General features: G+C 50.4%; 13 protein-coding genes. 8 read left to right on the top strand and 5 right to left on the bottom strand.

The genetic code is table 11. From position 1 onward, the window contains the following. The first annotated feature begins 664 nt into the window (after positions 1-664). The 8 genes from AC4IFB_RS19150 to AC4IFB_RS19115 all read left to right on the top strand — a co-directional run bounded on the left by AC4IFB_RS19150 (position 665) and on the right by AC4IFB_RS19115 (position 8,776). Entirely contained in the window at positions 665-1,621 is a 957-nt protein-coding gene (locus tag AC4IFB_RS19150) for an AAA family ATPase (RefSeq protein ID WP_490778749.1), read from the top strand. A gap of 20 nt (positions 1,622-1,641) precedes the next feature. After that, complete coding sequence (locus AC4IFB_RS19145) at positions 1,642-2,553, top strand: DUF58 domain-containing protein (protein WP_490778750.1); 912 nt, start codon at positions 1,642-1,644, stop codon at positions 2,551-2,553. Continuing rightward, a complete protein-coding gene (locus AC4IFB_RS19140; RefSeq protein WP_490778751.1) occupies positions 2,553-3,032 on the top strand; it encodes a DUF4381 domain-containing protein in 480 nt (159 codons plus the stop codon). The genes AC4IFB_RS19145 and AC4IFB_RS19140 overlap by 1 nt, the downstream gene beginning before the upstream one ends. Further along, the gene (locus AC4IFB_RS19135) at positions 3,025-4,065 is read left to right on the top strand and encodes a vWA domain-containing protein (RefSeq protein ID WP_490778752.1); all 1,041 of its coding nucleotides are present in this window, start codon (positions 3,025-3,027) and stop codon (positions 4,063-4,065) included. Before AC4IFB_RS19140 ends, AC4IFB_RS19135 begins: the two co-directional genes overlap by 8 nt. Then, entirely contained in the window at positions 4,058-5,086 is a 1,029-nt protein-coding gene (locus AC4IFB_RS19130; RefSeq protein WP_490781015.1) for a vWA domain-containing protein, read from the top strand. Before AC4IFB_RS19135 ends, AC4IFB_RS19130 begins: the two co-directional genes overlap by 8 nt. Further along, complete coding sequence (locus tag AC4IFB_RS19125; protein WP_490781014.1) at positions 5,083-6,366, top strand: tetratricopeptide repeat protein; 1,284 nt, start codon at positions 5,083-5,085, stop codon at positions 6,364-6,366. The genes AC4IFB_RS19130 and AC4IFB_RS19125 overlap by 4 nt, the downstream gene beginning before the upstream one ends. Positions 6,367-6,479: 113 nt before the next feature. After that, complete coding sequence (locus tag AC4IFB_RS19120; protein ID WP_490781013.1) at positions 6,480-8,240, top strand: hypothetical protein; 1,761 nt, start codon at positions 6,480-6,482, stop codon at positions 8,238-8,240. A 32-nt stretch (positions 8,241-8,272) separates the two neighbouring features. After that, positions 8,273-8,776, top strand: coding sequence for a hypothetical protein (locus AC4IFB_RS19115; protein WP_490781012.1), 504 nt, complete (start codon positions 8,273-8,275; stop codon positions 8,774-8,776). Positions 8,777-8,853: 77 nt separating this feature from the next. Here the strand turns inward: AC4IFB_RS19115 and AC4IFB_RS19110 are convergent, their stop codons facing one another. The 5 genes from AC4IFB_RS19110 to AC4IFB_RS19090 are packed head-to-tail and all read right to left on the bottom strand — an operon-like array spanning position 8,854 to position 14,696. Next, positions 8,854-9,093 carry a formate dehydrogenase subunit delta gene (locus AC4IFB_RS19110; RefSeq protein ID WP_490781011.1) on the bottom strand — a complete coding sequence of 80 codons (240 nt, stop codon included), beginning with the start codon at positions 9,091-9,093 and terminating at the stop codon, positions 8,854-8,856. Next, the gene (gene fdhD, locus AC4IFB_RS19105; protein WP_490781010.1) at positions 9,090-9,926 is read right to left on the bottom strand and encodes a formate dehydrogenase accessory sulfurtransferase FdhD; all 837 of its coding nucleotides are present in this window, start codon (positions 9,924-9,926) and stop codon (positions 9,090-9,092) included. Before fdhD ends, AC4IFB_RS19110 begins: the two co-directional genes overlap by 4 nt. Then, positions 9,923-12,760, bottom strand: coding sequence for a formate dehydrogenase subunit alpha (gene fdhF, locus AC4IFB_RS19100; protein ID WP_490781009.1), 2,838 nt, complete (start codon positions 12,758-12,760; stop codon positions 9,923-9,925). The genes fdhD and fdhF overlap by 4 nt, the downstream gene beginning before the upstream one ends. Beyond that, a complete protein-coding gene (locus AC4IFB_RS19095) occupies positions 12,757-14,250 on the bottom strand; it encodes a formate dehydrogenase beta subunit (RefSeq protein ID WP_490781008.1) in 1,494 nt (497 codons plus the stop codon). Before AC4IFB_RS19095 ends, fdhF begins: the two co-directional genes overlap by 4 nt. Beyond that, a complete protein-coding gene (locus AC4IFB_RS19090; protein ID WP_490778761.1) occupies positions 14,247-14,696 on the bottom strand; it encodes an NAD(P)H-dependent oxidoreductase subunit E in 450 nt (149 codons plus the stop codon). The genes AC4IFB_RS19095 and AC4IFB_RS19090 overlap by 4 nt, the downstream gene beginning before the upstream one ends. Positions 14,697-14,704: the final 8 nt, after the last annotated feature.

Here is a 14,704-nt window from a genome sequence, read left to right as displayed (position 1 = left end):
AATGAGGAAATGATTTTGAATATTTATATATTCCTTTTATTACAGTGAGTTACAGAGCTTATTGAAAACAATAGACAGAAACTATCGTCAACCCCCTTTGAATACGAAACTTTCAGTTTTACCCACAGCTCCTGTGGATAACATTGTTGATAACCGCTGGAAATTGCCTCTGATGCCAGCAAATTCGGGATCAGACATTAGATCGTAAAAAAAATGAACAGTTTATAATATTTCTTTTAATTCAAGGCATTAAGTAAGGCTCAAAGCCTCTACACGGAGAGATGCATGGGTAAAAATAGACTTGACGCAATGGATACAACCTGCTGTGAACAGATTATATAAGGTAGCTCGAGAGCAATCTCTGAACACAAAAGATCTGAATAGTCCCAGTGAAGTTGTTTTTTTGCGGTCATGAAACCAAATTAGAAAATAATGCTCCAAGCTAGGATAACTATCGAACAATCTTAGTAAATCAGAATTGTGAATTAAGAGTTGCTAATAATCGAATAATTAGGAGTGCTTCTAGAGCTTGCACTCTGTTGAAATAATAGCCAGGATAGTCTGATACACAGCACAGGCAAAAATAAAGCCGGGATAGATGGCAACGCCGTCTGATACCTAAGTGCTTAACAATAATCAACGCAGCCTAAAGTAGTAGAAGTTAATGAACTCATCCGTCCTTGCCCCGTTACGCGAGCACTTGGCTTCGCGAGTAATCGGACAAACCAGCTTTATCGACAGTATGCTGATTTGTCTTATAAGTGATGGTCATCTCCTTATCGAAGGTCTTCCAGGGCTTGCCAAGACCACAGCAGTGAAAGCACTGGCTGAAGGTATAGAGGGAGATTTTCACCGCATACAATTCACCCCTGATCTACTTCCGTCAGACCTTATCGGCACTGACATTTACCGACATGAGAAAGGGGAGTTTGAGTTTCGACAGGGCCCCCTGTTCCACAATATCCTGTTGGCGGATGAGGTGAATAGAGCCCCTGCAAAGGTACAGTCCGCACTTCTGGAGGCAATGGGCGAACATCAGATAACGGTTGGCCAAACGACTTATCAACTTCCCAGTCTGTTCATGGTGCTGGCAACACAAAATCCTGTTGAACAGGAGGGCACCTACCACCTGCCAGAAGCACAACTTGACCGTTTTCTGATGCAGGCCAATGTAGAGTACCCAAATCGAAATGAAGAGTTGCAGATCCTCGAACTCGATAATGCTCAGCAACAACACAAGCCTGAGCCGCCCAGTAATCCTCTCAGTCAAGAAGAGCTTTTTGCAATCCGGCAGGAGGTAAACAAACTCTATCTGGATCCAAAACTCAACAGCTACATCGTTGATCTGGTGCAAGCCAGCCGTAACCCCAAGGCCTATGACAATGATCTGACACGCTGGTGCCGATTCGGTGCTTCACCCCGAGCCAGTATCGCTTTGGCCCGCTGTGCACGAGCCCGAGCCTGGCTGGATGACGAAGAATTTGTAGCACCACACCATATTCAGGCAGTCGCTCCAGCGATCCTGCGCCATCGCATACTGCTGACCTTTGAAGCAGAGGCGGAAGGTATTACCACAGACGATTTTCTCTCCCGTCTGTTGGATATGGTCGCAATCCCTTAGCGTAAACACTCGCTGTAACTATGAGTCTCCATCCACACATTGACGACTTACTCGAGCTGCGCCATCAGGCGCATACCCTCGGACTTGCATCGCACCATTTGGTCGGCACCAGCTTTAGCGGACTCTATGCTTCGGTATTTCGCGGTACTGGACTCGATTTTGAGGAGGTACGTGAGTATCGCGAGGGTGACGATATTCGCAACATGGAGTGGAATGTCACAGCCCGCACCAACGTACCCCACATGAAGATCTTCCGAGAGGAACGGGAGCGGAGTGTCGTGTTGTGCGTCGACTGCGGACCTCACATGAGTTTTGGTACACGCGGTACCTTTAAATCGATCCAGGGCGCCAAAGCTGCGGCCTTGTTGGGATGGGCCGCCTCACGTCTTCATGACCGTGTTGGGGGGATGTTGTTCGGTGATTCCAAACAAGGCATGCAATACTTTCCACCGACCAAAGACCGTCGCGCCTTATGGCGTCTGTTACATGCCCTGACCCATGAAGGGCTTCCCAACCAGCCCAATCAGGACTGTCTATCTGAAGCGTTACAGAGAGTTGATAGAGGATCAACCATAGGCTCTCTTATCTTTGTCATTGCCGATTTGAACCGTGAAATATCGGGTCTGCGCCAAACCCTGGGTAGACTCTGTCAACGCCACACAGTGGTACTCCTACCGGTAGACGACCCCGCTGACCATGATCTTCCGCAAATGGGTAAGGTCACCTTTGTTGGACCTGATGGCAATGCTATTGAGATAGACACCAATGACCGTGAAGCCAGAGCACGCTATTCTGAAACCTGGAACAAGCATCGCGAAGAGCTAACAACACTATCCAACAGCCTGGGTATTACCCTGCTACCCATCGCCACCAATGAAGAGATTCATCTGACACTAACTCGTGGCCTGGCAAAGCATTTCGGCCGACATTAATGGATCCACTACGCGACATTCGAGGCATAGACTCAGTCTCCTGGTGGCCACTCGCCCCTGGATGGTGGTTGGTGCTAGCTGTTGTATTGCTGTTGCTTCTCGTTATTGGATGGCTGATAAATAGGCGTCGTCTCTATCCCCTGGGACGGTGGCAACAGGATGCACGACGTCGCCTGATCTCACTCAAAAAACGCATCAAGCGGGAACCGGTCAAACCGATTGCGAGTGATCTTTCTGAATTATTAAGACGCATAGCCATTGCACGCTGCGGGAGGGAAATGACCGCATCTTTGACTGACGAAGCATGGCTCGACTGGCTACAGAGTAACGACTCCACAGGCTTTCCCTGGCGGGAAAAGGGTCGTCTGCTGCTGGAAATTCCCTATGCACCACCGGATTACAGTACAGATAAAGCTGCCCTGGGGCAGTTGATCGATGCAGCTATCCATTGGGTCAGTGAGGAAGCGTGCCATGTTTGAATTTCACTGGCCCTGGATGGCTCTGTTACTGGCTTTGCCTTTTCTCGTCAGATATTTGTGGCTTCGCCCTGCCACTGACAAGAAGGAATCTGTAGAAGGCCTTCAAGCCACCCTGCTACATCCCAGTCTGTCTCATTTGGAAGCTGCCTTTAAAACCAAGCGTCCAAAAGTTCCTTTAAGTAAGCGCCTCTATGTCGGTCTGCTCTCTCTGATCTGGTTATTTCTGGTATTAGCCCTGATGCGCCCTCAGTGGTTGGAACCTTACACAGAGAACCGCACAGAAGGCTATGACCTGATGCTGCTGGTTGACGCCTCTCATTCGATGAACGCCTTGGACTTCACCCTGGATGGTAAACAAGTAAGTCGGATGCAGGTAATCAAAGGTGTGGTCTCCAAGTTTATTGATGGCCGACAGGGCGACCGTATCGGTCTGGTTATCTTTGGTAGCCGCGCTTATGTCCTCTCCCCACTAACCTATGATCGCAAAGCGGTAAATAGTCTGCTAAAGGATGTCATACCACGTATTGCCGGTGATGGTACTGCCATAGGCGATGCCTTGGGCTTAGGTGTAAAGAAACTAAGAGAACGTCCCGAGGGCTCCAGGGTGCTTCTATTGATCGCCGATGGAGAAAACACAGCCGGTACAATCCCACCCTTGAAAGCAGCAGAGCTGGCTGGAGAGGAGAATATCCGTATCTACAGCATCGGTGTTGGCAGTGATAAGAAGAGTGTTCCGATTCTGGAAAACGGTCGTGTCGTGACTCGCAGCGATCTCAATTTCAACGAGCAAGCGATGCAGGAGATTGCGGAAGCTGGCGGTGGCGCCTACTTCAGAGCGACAGATACTGCAGCATTGGAAAAGATCTACCAAAAAATCGACGAACTGGAAAAGACTGAGGCAGAATCACGCACTGTCTATGTTCCACAACCTCTCTACTATTGGCCCCTTACTGCGGCGCTAGTACTGATGTTGATCCTTGGTGTCTATCCCGAAGGGAGACAGCGCCAGTTGAAAGGTGGTGGCTATGCCTGAAACCGGCTTCCACTTTGCCAGAGCGGAATGGTTGTTTGCCCTGCTTGGCTTGATACCGGTGTTCGCCTGGTTGATCCTTAGCGTGGTACGTCCTAGTCAGGGACTCTTCCATCGCTACGCCGACGAGCATCTTCTGCCTCACCTGGCGGGCATAAGAGAGCTGAGTGTCAATGAACGCTGGAGCCGTTTTACCCGCTGGGCGTTGCTTTGGATTCTGCTGGTTATCGCTCTGGCTGGACCACGTTGGGATTTCACAGATATAGAGGCATTTTCACCCACCAGTGATCTGGTTGTGTTGATGGATATCTCACGCTCCATGAATGTGGCTGATACCCCGCCATCCCGTCTGTCACGAGCACGGCAGGAAGTTCAGGATCTGGTGATGTTGAATGATGAGATACGTATCGGCATGATCGCCTTTGCAACAGTCCCTCATGTGGTGTCACCGATTACCGAAGACAGCCAAAGTATACTCGCTGCACTGCCAGCGGTGACATCAGAACTGGCTAACCTCCAGGGCAGCAGACTTGTCGCCGCGTTAGAGCGTGCCGAGCAACTGTTTGGCAGTGATACCTCACACAACAGCCGCACTATACTTTTAATCAGTGATGGAGATTTCGATGAACCTGGATTCATCGAAAAAGTAGAGAAGCTCAATAATCAGGGCATAGCACTACACACGCTTGGCGTTGGCACGCCCGGGGGCGGCCCTATACCTGCACGGGTCGGTCAAAGCGATTTACTGAGAGACCAAAAAGGGAGTGTCATCGAATCCAAGCTTAACCAATCACTCTTGCAACACATTGCACAAGCTGGCGGTGGTCAATACATAGAGGCCGATTTTCGCGACCTGGATAGTCGACGCATCCTTGACCTGGCCAGTGAAGAGTTAGGAACCCCCACCCGCAGTCAGGAAAAGACACGTGTCTGGAACGAACAGTTCTACTGGTTGCTGATTCCTCTGTTGTTATTTTTACTGCCCTACTTTCGAGTAGTTGCTCCAGGGAGGTCTTCGTCATGAAAAGACTCTGCCTGTTGACTATTTTACTGCTCCAAATATCCATCTCCCAAGCCGATTGGTTTCTAAACCATGAGCAACAGGCCGCCGAAAACTATAAGCAGGGACACTATGATGAGGCAGCAGAGGGCTTTGAGGATGCTTATCGCCGTGGAGTAGCCCACTATCGTACTGGTGACTATGAAAGTGCCATCAAAGATTTCAAACTGGCAGAACGGGATGAAGTAAAACTTGATGCACGTTATAACCAGGGCAATAGCCACTATCGTCTGGAAGAGTATGAACAGGCAGTAGATGCCTACGAGTCAGTCCTGGAGCTCGATCCGGAACACGAAGATGCACGACATAATTTAGCGCTGGCAAAAGATAAGTTGGCCGAGCAGCAAGAGGAAGAAGAGCAAGAGCAGGAGCAGGAGCAGGAGCAGGAACAAGAACAAGAACAGGAGCAAGAGCAGGAGCAGGAGCAGGAGCAGGAGCAGGAGCAGGAGCAGGAGCAGGAGCAGGAGCAAGAGCAGGAGCAGGAGCAGGAGCAGGAGCAAGAGCAGGAGCAGGAGCAGAAGGAGTCTGGAGACTCAGAATCGGAAGAGCAGGAAGAGTCATCTGAAACAGGCGAACAGCAGGAGCAAGAGTCGAGCGGCAGCGAGGGCGAATCAGAAGACGCTGAGCAGGGAGAGCAGGAGAAAGAGCAAGAGCAAGAGCAGAAAAGCGATAGCGGCTCTACTGATGAACAGGATCAATCTTCTGAGAGTAACCAAACCCAGGAACAAGAGTCCGAACAGGGCACTACTGAAGAAAAAGAAGAATCCTCTGAAAGTGATGAGAACCAGGATCAACAGTCCGAACAAGGCACTGATGAAGAGCAGCAGAGAGAAGAGGGCAAGGAGCAAGAAGAAAACTCTAAATCGGATGATCCACAACAGAGTGATGAAATGTCTGCTAATCTCAAATCTCAGGATCAGGAAGAGCAGCAGACTGAATCATCACCCAGCAGGCTGGATCAAGATTCAGGAGAACGAAATATAGATCCAGATGATCAACTACGCTCAGATGCCGTGGATCAAGTGGACCAAAGCAATCTGCCCCAATCTGAGGAGGGGCAGTCTGAAACAGATGGTGGTAAAGATGAAGGTGGACGCTTAACTGGAAAAAACCCATTGATGGAGCAGTGGTTAGACCAGGTTGAAGGCGACCCAACACAATTGATGCAGCAGCAGTTCAAACTAGAAGAATATAAGTACCTACGCAGTCGTGGTGGACGAGACAGAGAAACCAGGCCCTGGTAGGACTATCGGGAGGCATTATTGATATCAAATTCAACTGGCAATTCAATAACATGAGTGCTGCCAAGAAAAATTCAACTGCTCGACATTATGGATCTTACCAAGTAAATCAGCCTTTGGCTGTGACCCTAACCTCGATCAAGCTCATTATTGGGCGCTTCAAATCGATCGACCTCGCTAACAGGTCACTAAAATCCATCACCCTTGCCTCTCTTGCACTGATGACCCTGTCGAGTCACCTGCACGCCAATCAGTACCCAGGTCAACCCTATTGGCAGAGCCCGGCTCCCGGCCAGTGGAACTACCCGCAGCCAGGCAAACAACAAGCAGGCGCGCCAAGCACAGGGCAGCGGCCAAATACCCCCTATGGCACTAACTGGCCTGCTCAGCGGAGACAAACCTACTCCCCCCCCGGTTACTACAATACCCAGCTAACAAAGCCCTTTATTGAGACCAAGATTTCTACAGACGCTCCCTATACTCAACAGAGTGTGATGTTCAAGCTGAGCGTCATCAGCCAAAACAATTTGCGCACAACCACGCCACATATTCCTCAAATCAGCAATTTCGTTCTCAACCTGAAAGAGGGACCTGTAACCTACTCACGCACAATCAAAGGGAAGCGGCAGATAGTCAACGACTTCTACTATGAAATCACTCCGCTCAAACCTGGAAAATTTCTAATCCCCGCAATCCGAGTCACAGGTGAGGAGCAGATTGTCGGCTACCAACGCAGTAACAGAGCGTTTGAAGCTAAAATGGCTGACCCAATTGATTTCACTGTGCGCGAAGCTGACCCGACAAGTACTCCCTGGCTGCCACTGGAACAACTGACACTGAAGGTCAAGTTTCCTGAGAATATTAAAGCTGCTGCAGGCAAACCCCTACCGATCACAACTGAGTTAACTGCCATTGGGCTGTCCGGAAACAAACTCCCTAGCCTTGAACAACAGCTGAATAGTGATGCATTTCGTGTCTATCGGGACAGCAACCAAACAGACACCTATCTGGAAAAAAAATCCAATAGGATCATTGGTCGTCGAATTGAAAGCTTCACTTTGGTGCCTCAATTTGGTGGAGATCTGAAATTACCTCAAATGAGTATCAACTGGTGGAATACCAGAACAGAGATGCCACAACGTGCCTCGGTGCCACTGCATCCGATTGCTGTCAGCGGTACGCGGAAGGATAACGGCCTGTTTTCATCTGAAGCTTCATTGTTTCCCTCTGGAACCTCAGCGGCCTTCTGGATTCCTCTGGCCGTGGTTTTCGGAATTATTTTTGGATATTGGATGGCGCTATGGTTCACCCATCGTAAAAAGAGTGATGATCAATCTTCTCCATTGGAGCCTCTGGTAGTTTTTCTAAAAGATCCAATGCGCCGTATGGCACCGGCATTTTCACCACTAAAGGATAAACTACGGGCAACCACTGCTGTTCTTAATCCTGTAGCAAGGTGGCATCGCTGGCGTCGTAAACTTGTAGGAGCACTCCCCCTGTCCGTTCGATTCTTTTTCTGTGTTAGATTTGTCGATGAAGAGAGCGACCCGGAGGTATGGGGCTATACCCTGCGTTTTCTGGCCAACAAACATCTTGGGTTACCGACTAATGCACCCTACAGTATCATTGCTGAACATATCCTCGACTTTCATCCTAAAGCAGATCCAGGCAAGATCAAGTATCTTATCCATGAACTTGAACAGGCCATCTACGGACACAATGATCTGGACTTTAATCAATGGAAGGAGGCCTTCAAACATGAGATACGTCCAACTCTGATAGTGTGGAAACGACAAAAATCGAGTGGTAGTGAAGAAGCCAGAAACAATCTGCCAAACCTTAATCCAGACCATTCAATCCAGCAATCACTAAGCTGAAGAGTTTATGGCCAATTATCTATGAATAACTTATGAGCGATTTTGAACAACCTGATGCGGAAGAGAGTAGCAGTCAAGATAGTGGTTATAAGGCTCAATTCTCAAATGATGAGTGGAAATACATCCTATATTCACCAATCGTCGTCTTCGCCCTGGTTGCTGGTGCCGATGGAACGATAGATAGAAAAGAAGTTGTCAGTTTTCACAAGGAGTTGTTAAAGGGTATAGCCGGAGATAGTGTGATGATGCAACATGTGATGATTGAGGTTATCCCAAATATGGAGTCTCTGACGAAGGATGTACTGTATGGCGAAGTAGACCCTAAGTCTGTGATCGAGAAAATTGCAAAGGCTGTTGATTTAAAATTAAGTGATGATGAGGCTATGCAATTCAAATTATCTCTGTTGCAGTTCGGCAAAGCGGTTGCCGAGTCATCCGGTGGTTTCCTCGGTATCTTCGGAAATAAGATCAGTAAGGAAGAAAAGACTGCGCTTGCAGCACTCGCAGTGCTTTTAAAAGTGAACAAGCTGCATTAGTGATTTGGGAATCTGGCCTGATTATTTTTTCTGCTAAACACTGACTCATCGACCACATCTCTTTATGATGGGTGAGTTCAGGAATCTTCTGCAGCTACATTCTCATCTCTTATCATTGGCAAGGCTTCGCGTACTATAGGTTTCAATACTTCATCCCCTGAAGTATCGATATAGTCGAGCAAACCGGATCTCATTCGCGGTTCCCAGAATCGCAGCATGTGAACGGCCACATCTTTAGCGGCCTGTTCCGGATCAGGCATTGCTTCAAAAAAGTCACCAATCTGGTTGGCCATTTTGATCAGGTTGTTTGCATTCATGCGATTTTCTCCATCAATGAATAACCCCGATCAGCAATACTATGAGGGTAATCAAGAGTGAGGTTTGAACCATGGGTATAGAGCACACAATCATCTCCACGCAGAAAACCAATCAGTGTCAGATTTAGAGACTCTGCCAAACGAACTGCTGCCGCAGTTGGGGCTGACACTGCGGCCAACAGGCTATAACCAAGTGCAGCTGTCTTTTGCACCATTTCGAAACTGGCGCGACTGGTCACCAACAAACCGCCATCCTTAACCTGCTGCTGACGCGCGAGACTACCCAGGGTTTTATCCAGGGCATTGTGGCGACCAACATCTTCCCTGACATGATTGATGGCGCCATCTGCGGAGATATGGCAAGCCGCATGAACTGCACCAGTTGCCTGCTGCAACCACTGCTCTGCCGGTAAGCGGGTTACAGCTTCAAGTAGTGCATTAAAGCTGAGTGAAGCACTGCTATTGACTGCTGGCAGGTCACGCGTCACTTGAGAAAGACTCTCTGTACCACACAAACCACACCCCGTGCGGCCCGCCAGAGTGCGGCGGCGTTGCTTCAGCTGAAAGAATGCAGCAGCTGCAACTTCCAATCGCATCACTATGCCTTCACGGGTCTCCTCAACTTCGATGTCGTAGAGCTCTCCGGGACGATTCACAATACCCTCACTGAGACTGAACCCCAGTGCAAAATCCTCCAGATCAACAGGTGTTGCCAGCATCACGGCGTGTGAGATGCCGTTATACTCCAAGGCTACAGGTACCTCTTCGGCGATATTATCGGTAACCATTGGCCTACCCGGTCGCATTACTTTGAATTCGGACTGCTGCTTCATCTCGTTTCAGCTCCCGATAGTAGTCGACGCTGTTCACTATCGTGATCGGTATTTCTCTGCTGCCATACCGATGGTTGATCAACCCTGACCAGTTGTACTGCTGTTACCTTGTACTCAGGACAGTTGGTGGCCCAATCCGAATTGTCAGTGGTAATTACATTTGCACCACTCTCCGGGAAGTGGAAAGTGGTATAGCAGATACCCGGTTGCACCCGCTCAGTCAGAGCGGCCCGAAGGACTGTGTCACCACTACGGGATTGAATACCAACCCAGTCACCCTCCCGAATACCACGATCCTCTGCATCTTGTGGGTGAATCTCCAAAAGATCTTCAGGGAAGAAGCGGTTGTTCTCGGTACGCCTTGTCTGTGCACCCACATTGTATTGGGAGAGTACCCGGCCTGTGGTTAGTAAGAGTGGAAATCGCGGTGTGATCTTCTCATCTGTGGGTATGTACTGGGTTATCATGAAACGTCCCTTGCCCCGAACAAAACCCTCTGTGTGCATGGTTGCTGTCCCCTCTGGGGCCAGCTCATTACAGGGCCATTGAATACTGCCGATTCTATCCAGCTTTTCATAACTCACTCTGGAAAAGGTCGGGGTTAAAGAGGCTATCTCATCCATGATCTCTGTTGGATGGTTGTAGTGCATTTTATAACCCAGAGCATTGGCCAGGCCCATAGTCACTTCCCAATCGGCCTTACCAGAGAGTGGTGGCATTACTTGTCGTACACGAGAAATGCGCCGCTCAGCATTGGTGAAAGTACCCTCTTTTTCCAGGAAAGAGGCGCCGGGCAGGAAGATATGTGCATACTTCGCAGTCTCGTTGAGGAACAGATCCTGCACCACGACACACTCCATCGATTTCAATGCCGCCTGGACATGCTGGGTGTTTGGATCTGATTGAACCGGATCCTCTCCCTGACAATAGAGACCAAGAAAAGAACCATCGAGAGCTGCTTCCAACATGTTGGGAATACGCAGACCAGGCTCGGACTGCAGATTGACACCCCAAGCTCGTTCAAAGAGGGTACGGGTCGCTTTATCAGATACATGGCGATAACCAGGCAGCTCATGGGGAAAGCTGCCCATGTCACAGGAGCCCTGTACATTATTCTGACCCCGCAGGGGATTCACCCCCACCCCTTCACGACCTACATTACCGGTAGCCATGGCCAGGTTGGCAATGGCAATCACCGCAGTGGAACCCTGAGCATGTTCAGTGACGCCAAGACCATAGTAGATGGCTGCATTGCCAGCCTTGGCATAAGCCCTTGCGGCTTCACGAAGCTCTATCGCTGATACCCCTATCTCATTGGACAATGCTTCTGGAGAGTTCTCTTGACGAGAGACGAAGGCTTGCCAGTAAGCGAAGGTTTCAGACTCGCAGCGGGACTCAATAAAGGCTTCATCCAGCAACGCCTCAACAACAACCACATGGGCAAGGGCGGTAAGCAACGCCACATTGGTGCCAGGCCGGAGTTTTAGATGGTGATGTGCACCTGCATGAGGCGCATCCACCATCTCAGTCTCTCGGGGATCGATAACAATCAGTTTTGCGCCCTGTCGTACCCGCTGACGAATTCGTGAACCAAACACCGGATGAGCAGCAGCAGGATTAGCACCGATGACCATAATCACATCGGCCTGCTCCACAGACTTAAAGGTTTGGGTGCCTGCAGAGGTACCAAAGGTTTGGCCTAGACCATAACCTGTTGGAGAGTGGCAGACCCGCGCACAGGTATCCACATTATTGTTACCAAAAGCTGTACGTACCAACTTCTGCACCAAGTAATCCTCTTCATTGGTACAGCGACTCGAGACCAATGCCCCAATCGCATTCTGACCATGTTCCATTTGAATGCGACGAAACTCAGAGGCGGCATAGTCTAATGCTTCTTCCCATGAAACCTGCCGCCAGGGATCTGATATATCGGCACGTATCATTGGTTGGGTGATGCGGTCAGGATGGGTTGCATAGCCCCAGGCAAAGCGCCCTTTGACACAGGCATGGCCTTCATTGGCTTGTGTCGATTTTGAGGGGGTCATTCGGACGACTTGATCCCCCTGCATCTCTGCTTCTAAACCACAGCCAACGCCACAGTAAGCGCAGGTGGTGGAGATACTATGCTCAGCCAGCCCGTGCTCAACCACACGCTTGTCGATCAGAGTAGCCGTTGGACAGGCATTGACACAGGCACCACAGGAGACACATTCAGATGCCATGAATGATTCACCCTGACCTGCTGTTACCCGGGAGTCGAAACCACGCCCTGAAATGGTCAAGGCAAAGCTTCCCTGCAACTCCTCACAGGCCCGCACACAGCGGTTGCAAACGATGCACTTAGCCGGATCAAAACTAAAGTAGGGATTGGAGTCATCTTTCACCGTTTCAGTGAAATGGTTGGCACCACTAAAGCCGTATCGCACCTCACGTAAACCAACGACACCTGCTGTGGTTTGAAGTTCACAGTCACCGTTGGCCGCACAAGTGAGGCAGTCGAGAGGATGATCGGAGATATACAACTCCATAATATTTCGCCGCAACTCTGCCAAACGTGGCGTCTGAGTAGTCACCTGCATGCCCTCTTCTGCAGGGGTGGTGCAGGATGCAGGATGGCCACGTCGCCCTTCGATCTCAACCAGGCAGAGCCGACAGGATCCAAATGGTTTCAGAGTGTCAGTTGCGCACAACTTGGGAATCATCACACCCGCTGAGACAGCTGCGCGCATCACAGTTGTACCTTCGGGTACAGTGACAGATACGCCATCGATCTCCAGGGTTACTTCTGCTTCGACGTTTACCGCCGGTGTGCCGTAATCGATCGGTTTCACTGAAAATCCTCCGCAAAATGGTTTAGTGCAGAGAGCACTGGATAGGGGGTCATGCCGCCCATGGCACACATCGAGCCATCAAGCATGGTGTCACACAGGCTGCGCAACAACTCAATCTGAGTGACATCACCATCGCGGATCTGCTCAATCACCTCCATGCCACGGGTTGAGCCGATTCTGCATGGCGTACACTTTCCACAAGACTCTTCAGCGCAGAATTTCATCGCATAGTGGGCCTGACCAACCATATCCACTGTGTCGTCAAAAGCCACGATCCCGCCATGACCAAGCACCGCACCAACGTCTGTAAAAGCCTCGTAACATAGGGGGGTATCAAACTGGGATTCAGGCATGTAGGCGCCAAGCGGGCCACCCACCTGAACAGCACGTAAGGGTCTTCCTGAATCAGAACCTCCGCCAAACTCGTAGAGCAGTTCGCGTAACGTCAGGCCAAAGGGAACTTCCACCAGCCCACCATATTTAAGGTTGCCCGCAAGCTGGAACGGCAGCGTACCTCGAGAACGACCCACACCATAGGCATGGTAGAAGGCGGCACCCTTGGCAAGAATATCCGGCACACTGATTAGACTGATGACGTTGTTGATCACCGTTGGTTTGCCGAACAAGCCATCGATAGCCGGTAGCGGCGGCTTATTACGCACAATGCCACGGCGACCCTCGATGCTCTCAAGCAAAGCTGTCTCTTCTCCGCAGACATAGGAGCCAGCCGCCTTACGCAATTCGATGTGGAACCCATCGAGCCAATCACTGGCCCTCGATAGTGCATGTTCCAATATGGCTGCAGCATGGGGATACTCAGAGCGTACATAGATGTAGCCTTGTGAAGCACCCACGGCAAGACCAGCAATGGCCATGCCTTCAAAAAGCGCAAACGGATCACCCTCCATCAGCAGCCGATCGGCAAAAGTGCCGGAGTCACCTTCATCTGCATTACAGACAATGTACTTCTGATCCGCTGCGGTATTGAGTACGGTGTTCCACTTGATACCAGTGGGAAAAGCGGCACCACCTCGCCCTCGCAAACCGGAATCGGTCACCTCCTTAACGATCTCATCAGCAGCCATCGAGCGAGCACGCATCAAACCTTCGCCACCGCCATGAGCCAGATACTCTTCCAAAGAGCGAGGATCCACTACACCGACGCGACTCATACTGACCCGTTTCTGGCGAGCCAGGTAGGGAATTGCCTCTGTTGGACCAAGACAGCACGGATGATCCCCACCCTCTGCCAAACCGGCTTTAAACAATCCCGGAACATCGGCAACTTCCACCGGACCATAGGCAATCCGGCCTTTTGGGGTTTCCACTTCCAGCAGGGGTTCCAACCAGAAGAGACCACGAGAGCCGTTACGCACCAAACGGATCTCGATACCAAGTTGTCTGGCTTGATTAACAATGGCTTCGGCCACCTTATCGGCACCCAGAGCCAGTGCATTTGCATCACCTGGCAGATAGAGAGTCGTGCTCATACCTCACCCTCCAGCCCAGCGATCAGGGCATCGAATTTTTCCACTGAGAGACGGGCATGCAGATCAGTCTCATCGATCTGCATCGCCGGTCCACTGGCACAAAGACCCAGACAGTAAACCGGCTCCAATGTCAGATCCCGGCCCTCTATCGCAACTTCTGCATGGGCAGCCAATGCCTCCCCACCACGGGCCTGGCATGCCTCGGCCCGGCATAATCGAATCACATTTCGGGCAGGCTGAGTGGTACGGAAGTGGTGGTAGTAGCTGATCACGCCATGGACTTCTGCCCGGGAGAGATTAAGCCCCTTGGCAATGGTAGCTACTGCCTCAGTTGGTATATAGCCCTCCAGCACCTGGATTTCATGCAGCAACGGCAACAGGGCGCCAGATTTGTGGCGGAAGGTTTTGATCAGTTCATCGAGATGAGGTTTGTTTTCATATTTCATAACCCCAC

The organism is Candidatus Thiodiazotropha sp. AKIB8 (assembly GCF_058244675.1).
Note: the sequence above shows the minus strand (reverse complement) of the source record. Positions and strands in the feature narration are given on the sequence as shown.

Bases quoted from the DNA above. Each gene is read 5' to 3' on its own strand.
- AC4IFB_RS19150 (WP_490778749.1), top strand. From the start codon at position 665: ATGAACTCATCCGTCCTTGCCCCGTTACGCGAGCACTTGGCTTCGCGA.
- AC4IFB_RS19145 (WP_490778750.1), top strand. From the start codon at position 1,642: ATGAGTCTCCATCCACACATTGACGACTTACTCGAGCTGCGCCATCAG.
- AC4IFB_RS19140 (WP_490778751.1), top strand. From the start codon at position 2,553: ATGGATCCACTACGCGACATTCGAGGCATAGACTCAGTCTCCTGGTGG.
- AC4IFB_RS19135 (WP_490778752.1), top strand. From the start codon at position 3,025: ATGTTTGAATTTCACTGGCCCTGGATGGCTCTGTTACTGGCTTTGCCT.
- AC4IFB_RS19130 (WP_490781015.1), top strand. From the start codon at position 4,058: ATGCCTGAAACCGGCTTCCACTTTGCCAGAGCGGAATGGTTGTTTGCC.
- AC4IFB_RS19125 (WP_490781014.1), top strand. From the start codon at position 5,083: ATGAAAAGACTCTGCCTGTTGACTATTTTACTGCTCCAAATATCCATC.
- AC4IFB_RS19115 (WP_490781012.1), top strand. From the start codon at position 8,273: ATGAGCGATTTTGAACAACCTGATGCGGAAGAGAGTAGCAGTCAAGAT.
- AC4IFB_RS19110 (WP_490781011.1), bottom strand. From the start codon at position 9,093: ATGAATGCAAACAACCTGATCAAAATGGCCAACCAGATTGGTGACTTT.
- fdhD (WP_490781010.1), bottom strand. From the start codon at position 9,926: ATGAAGCAGCAGTCCGAATTCAAAGTAATGCGACCGGGTAGGCCAATG.
- AC4IFB_RS19095 (WP_490781008.1), bottom strand. From the start codon at position 14,250: ATGAGCACGACTCTCTATCTGCCAGGTGATGCAAATGCACTGGCTCTG.
- AC4IFB_RS19090 (WP_490778761.1), bottom strand. From the start codon at position 14,696: ATGAAATATGAAAACAAACCTCATCTCGATGAACTGATCAAAACCTTC.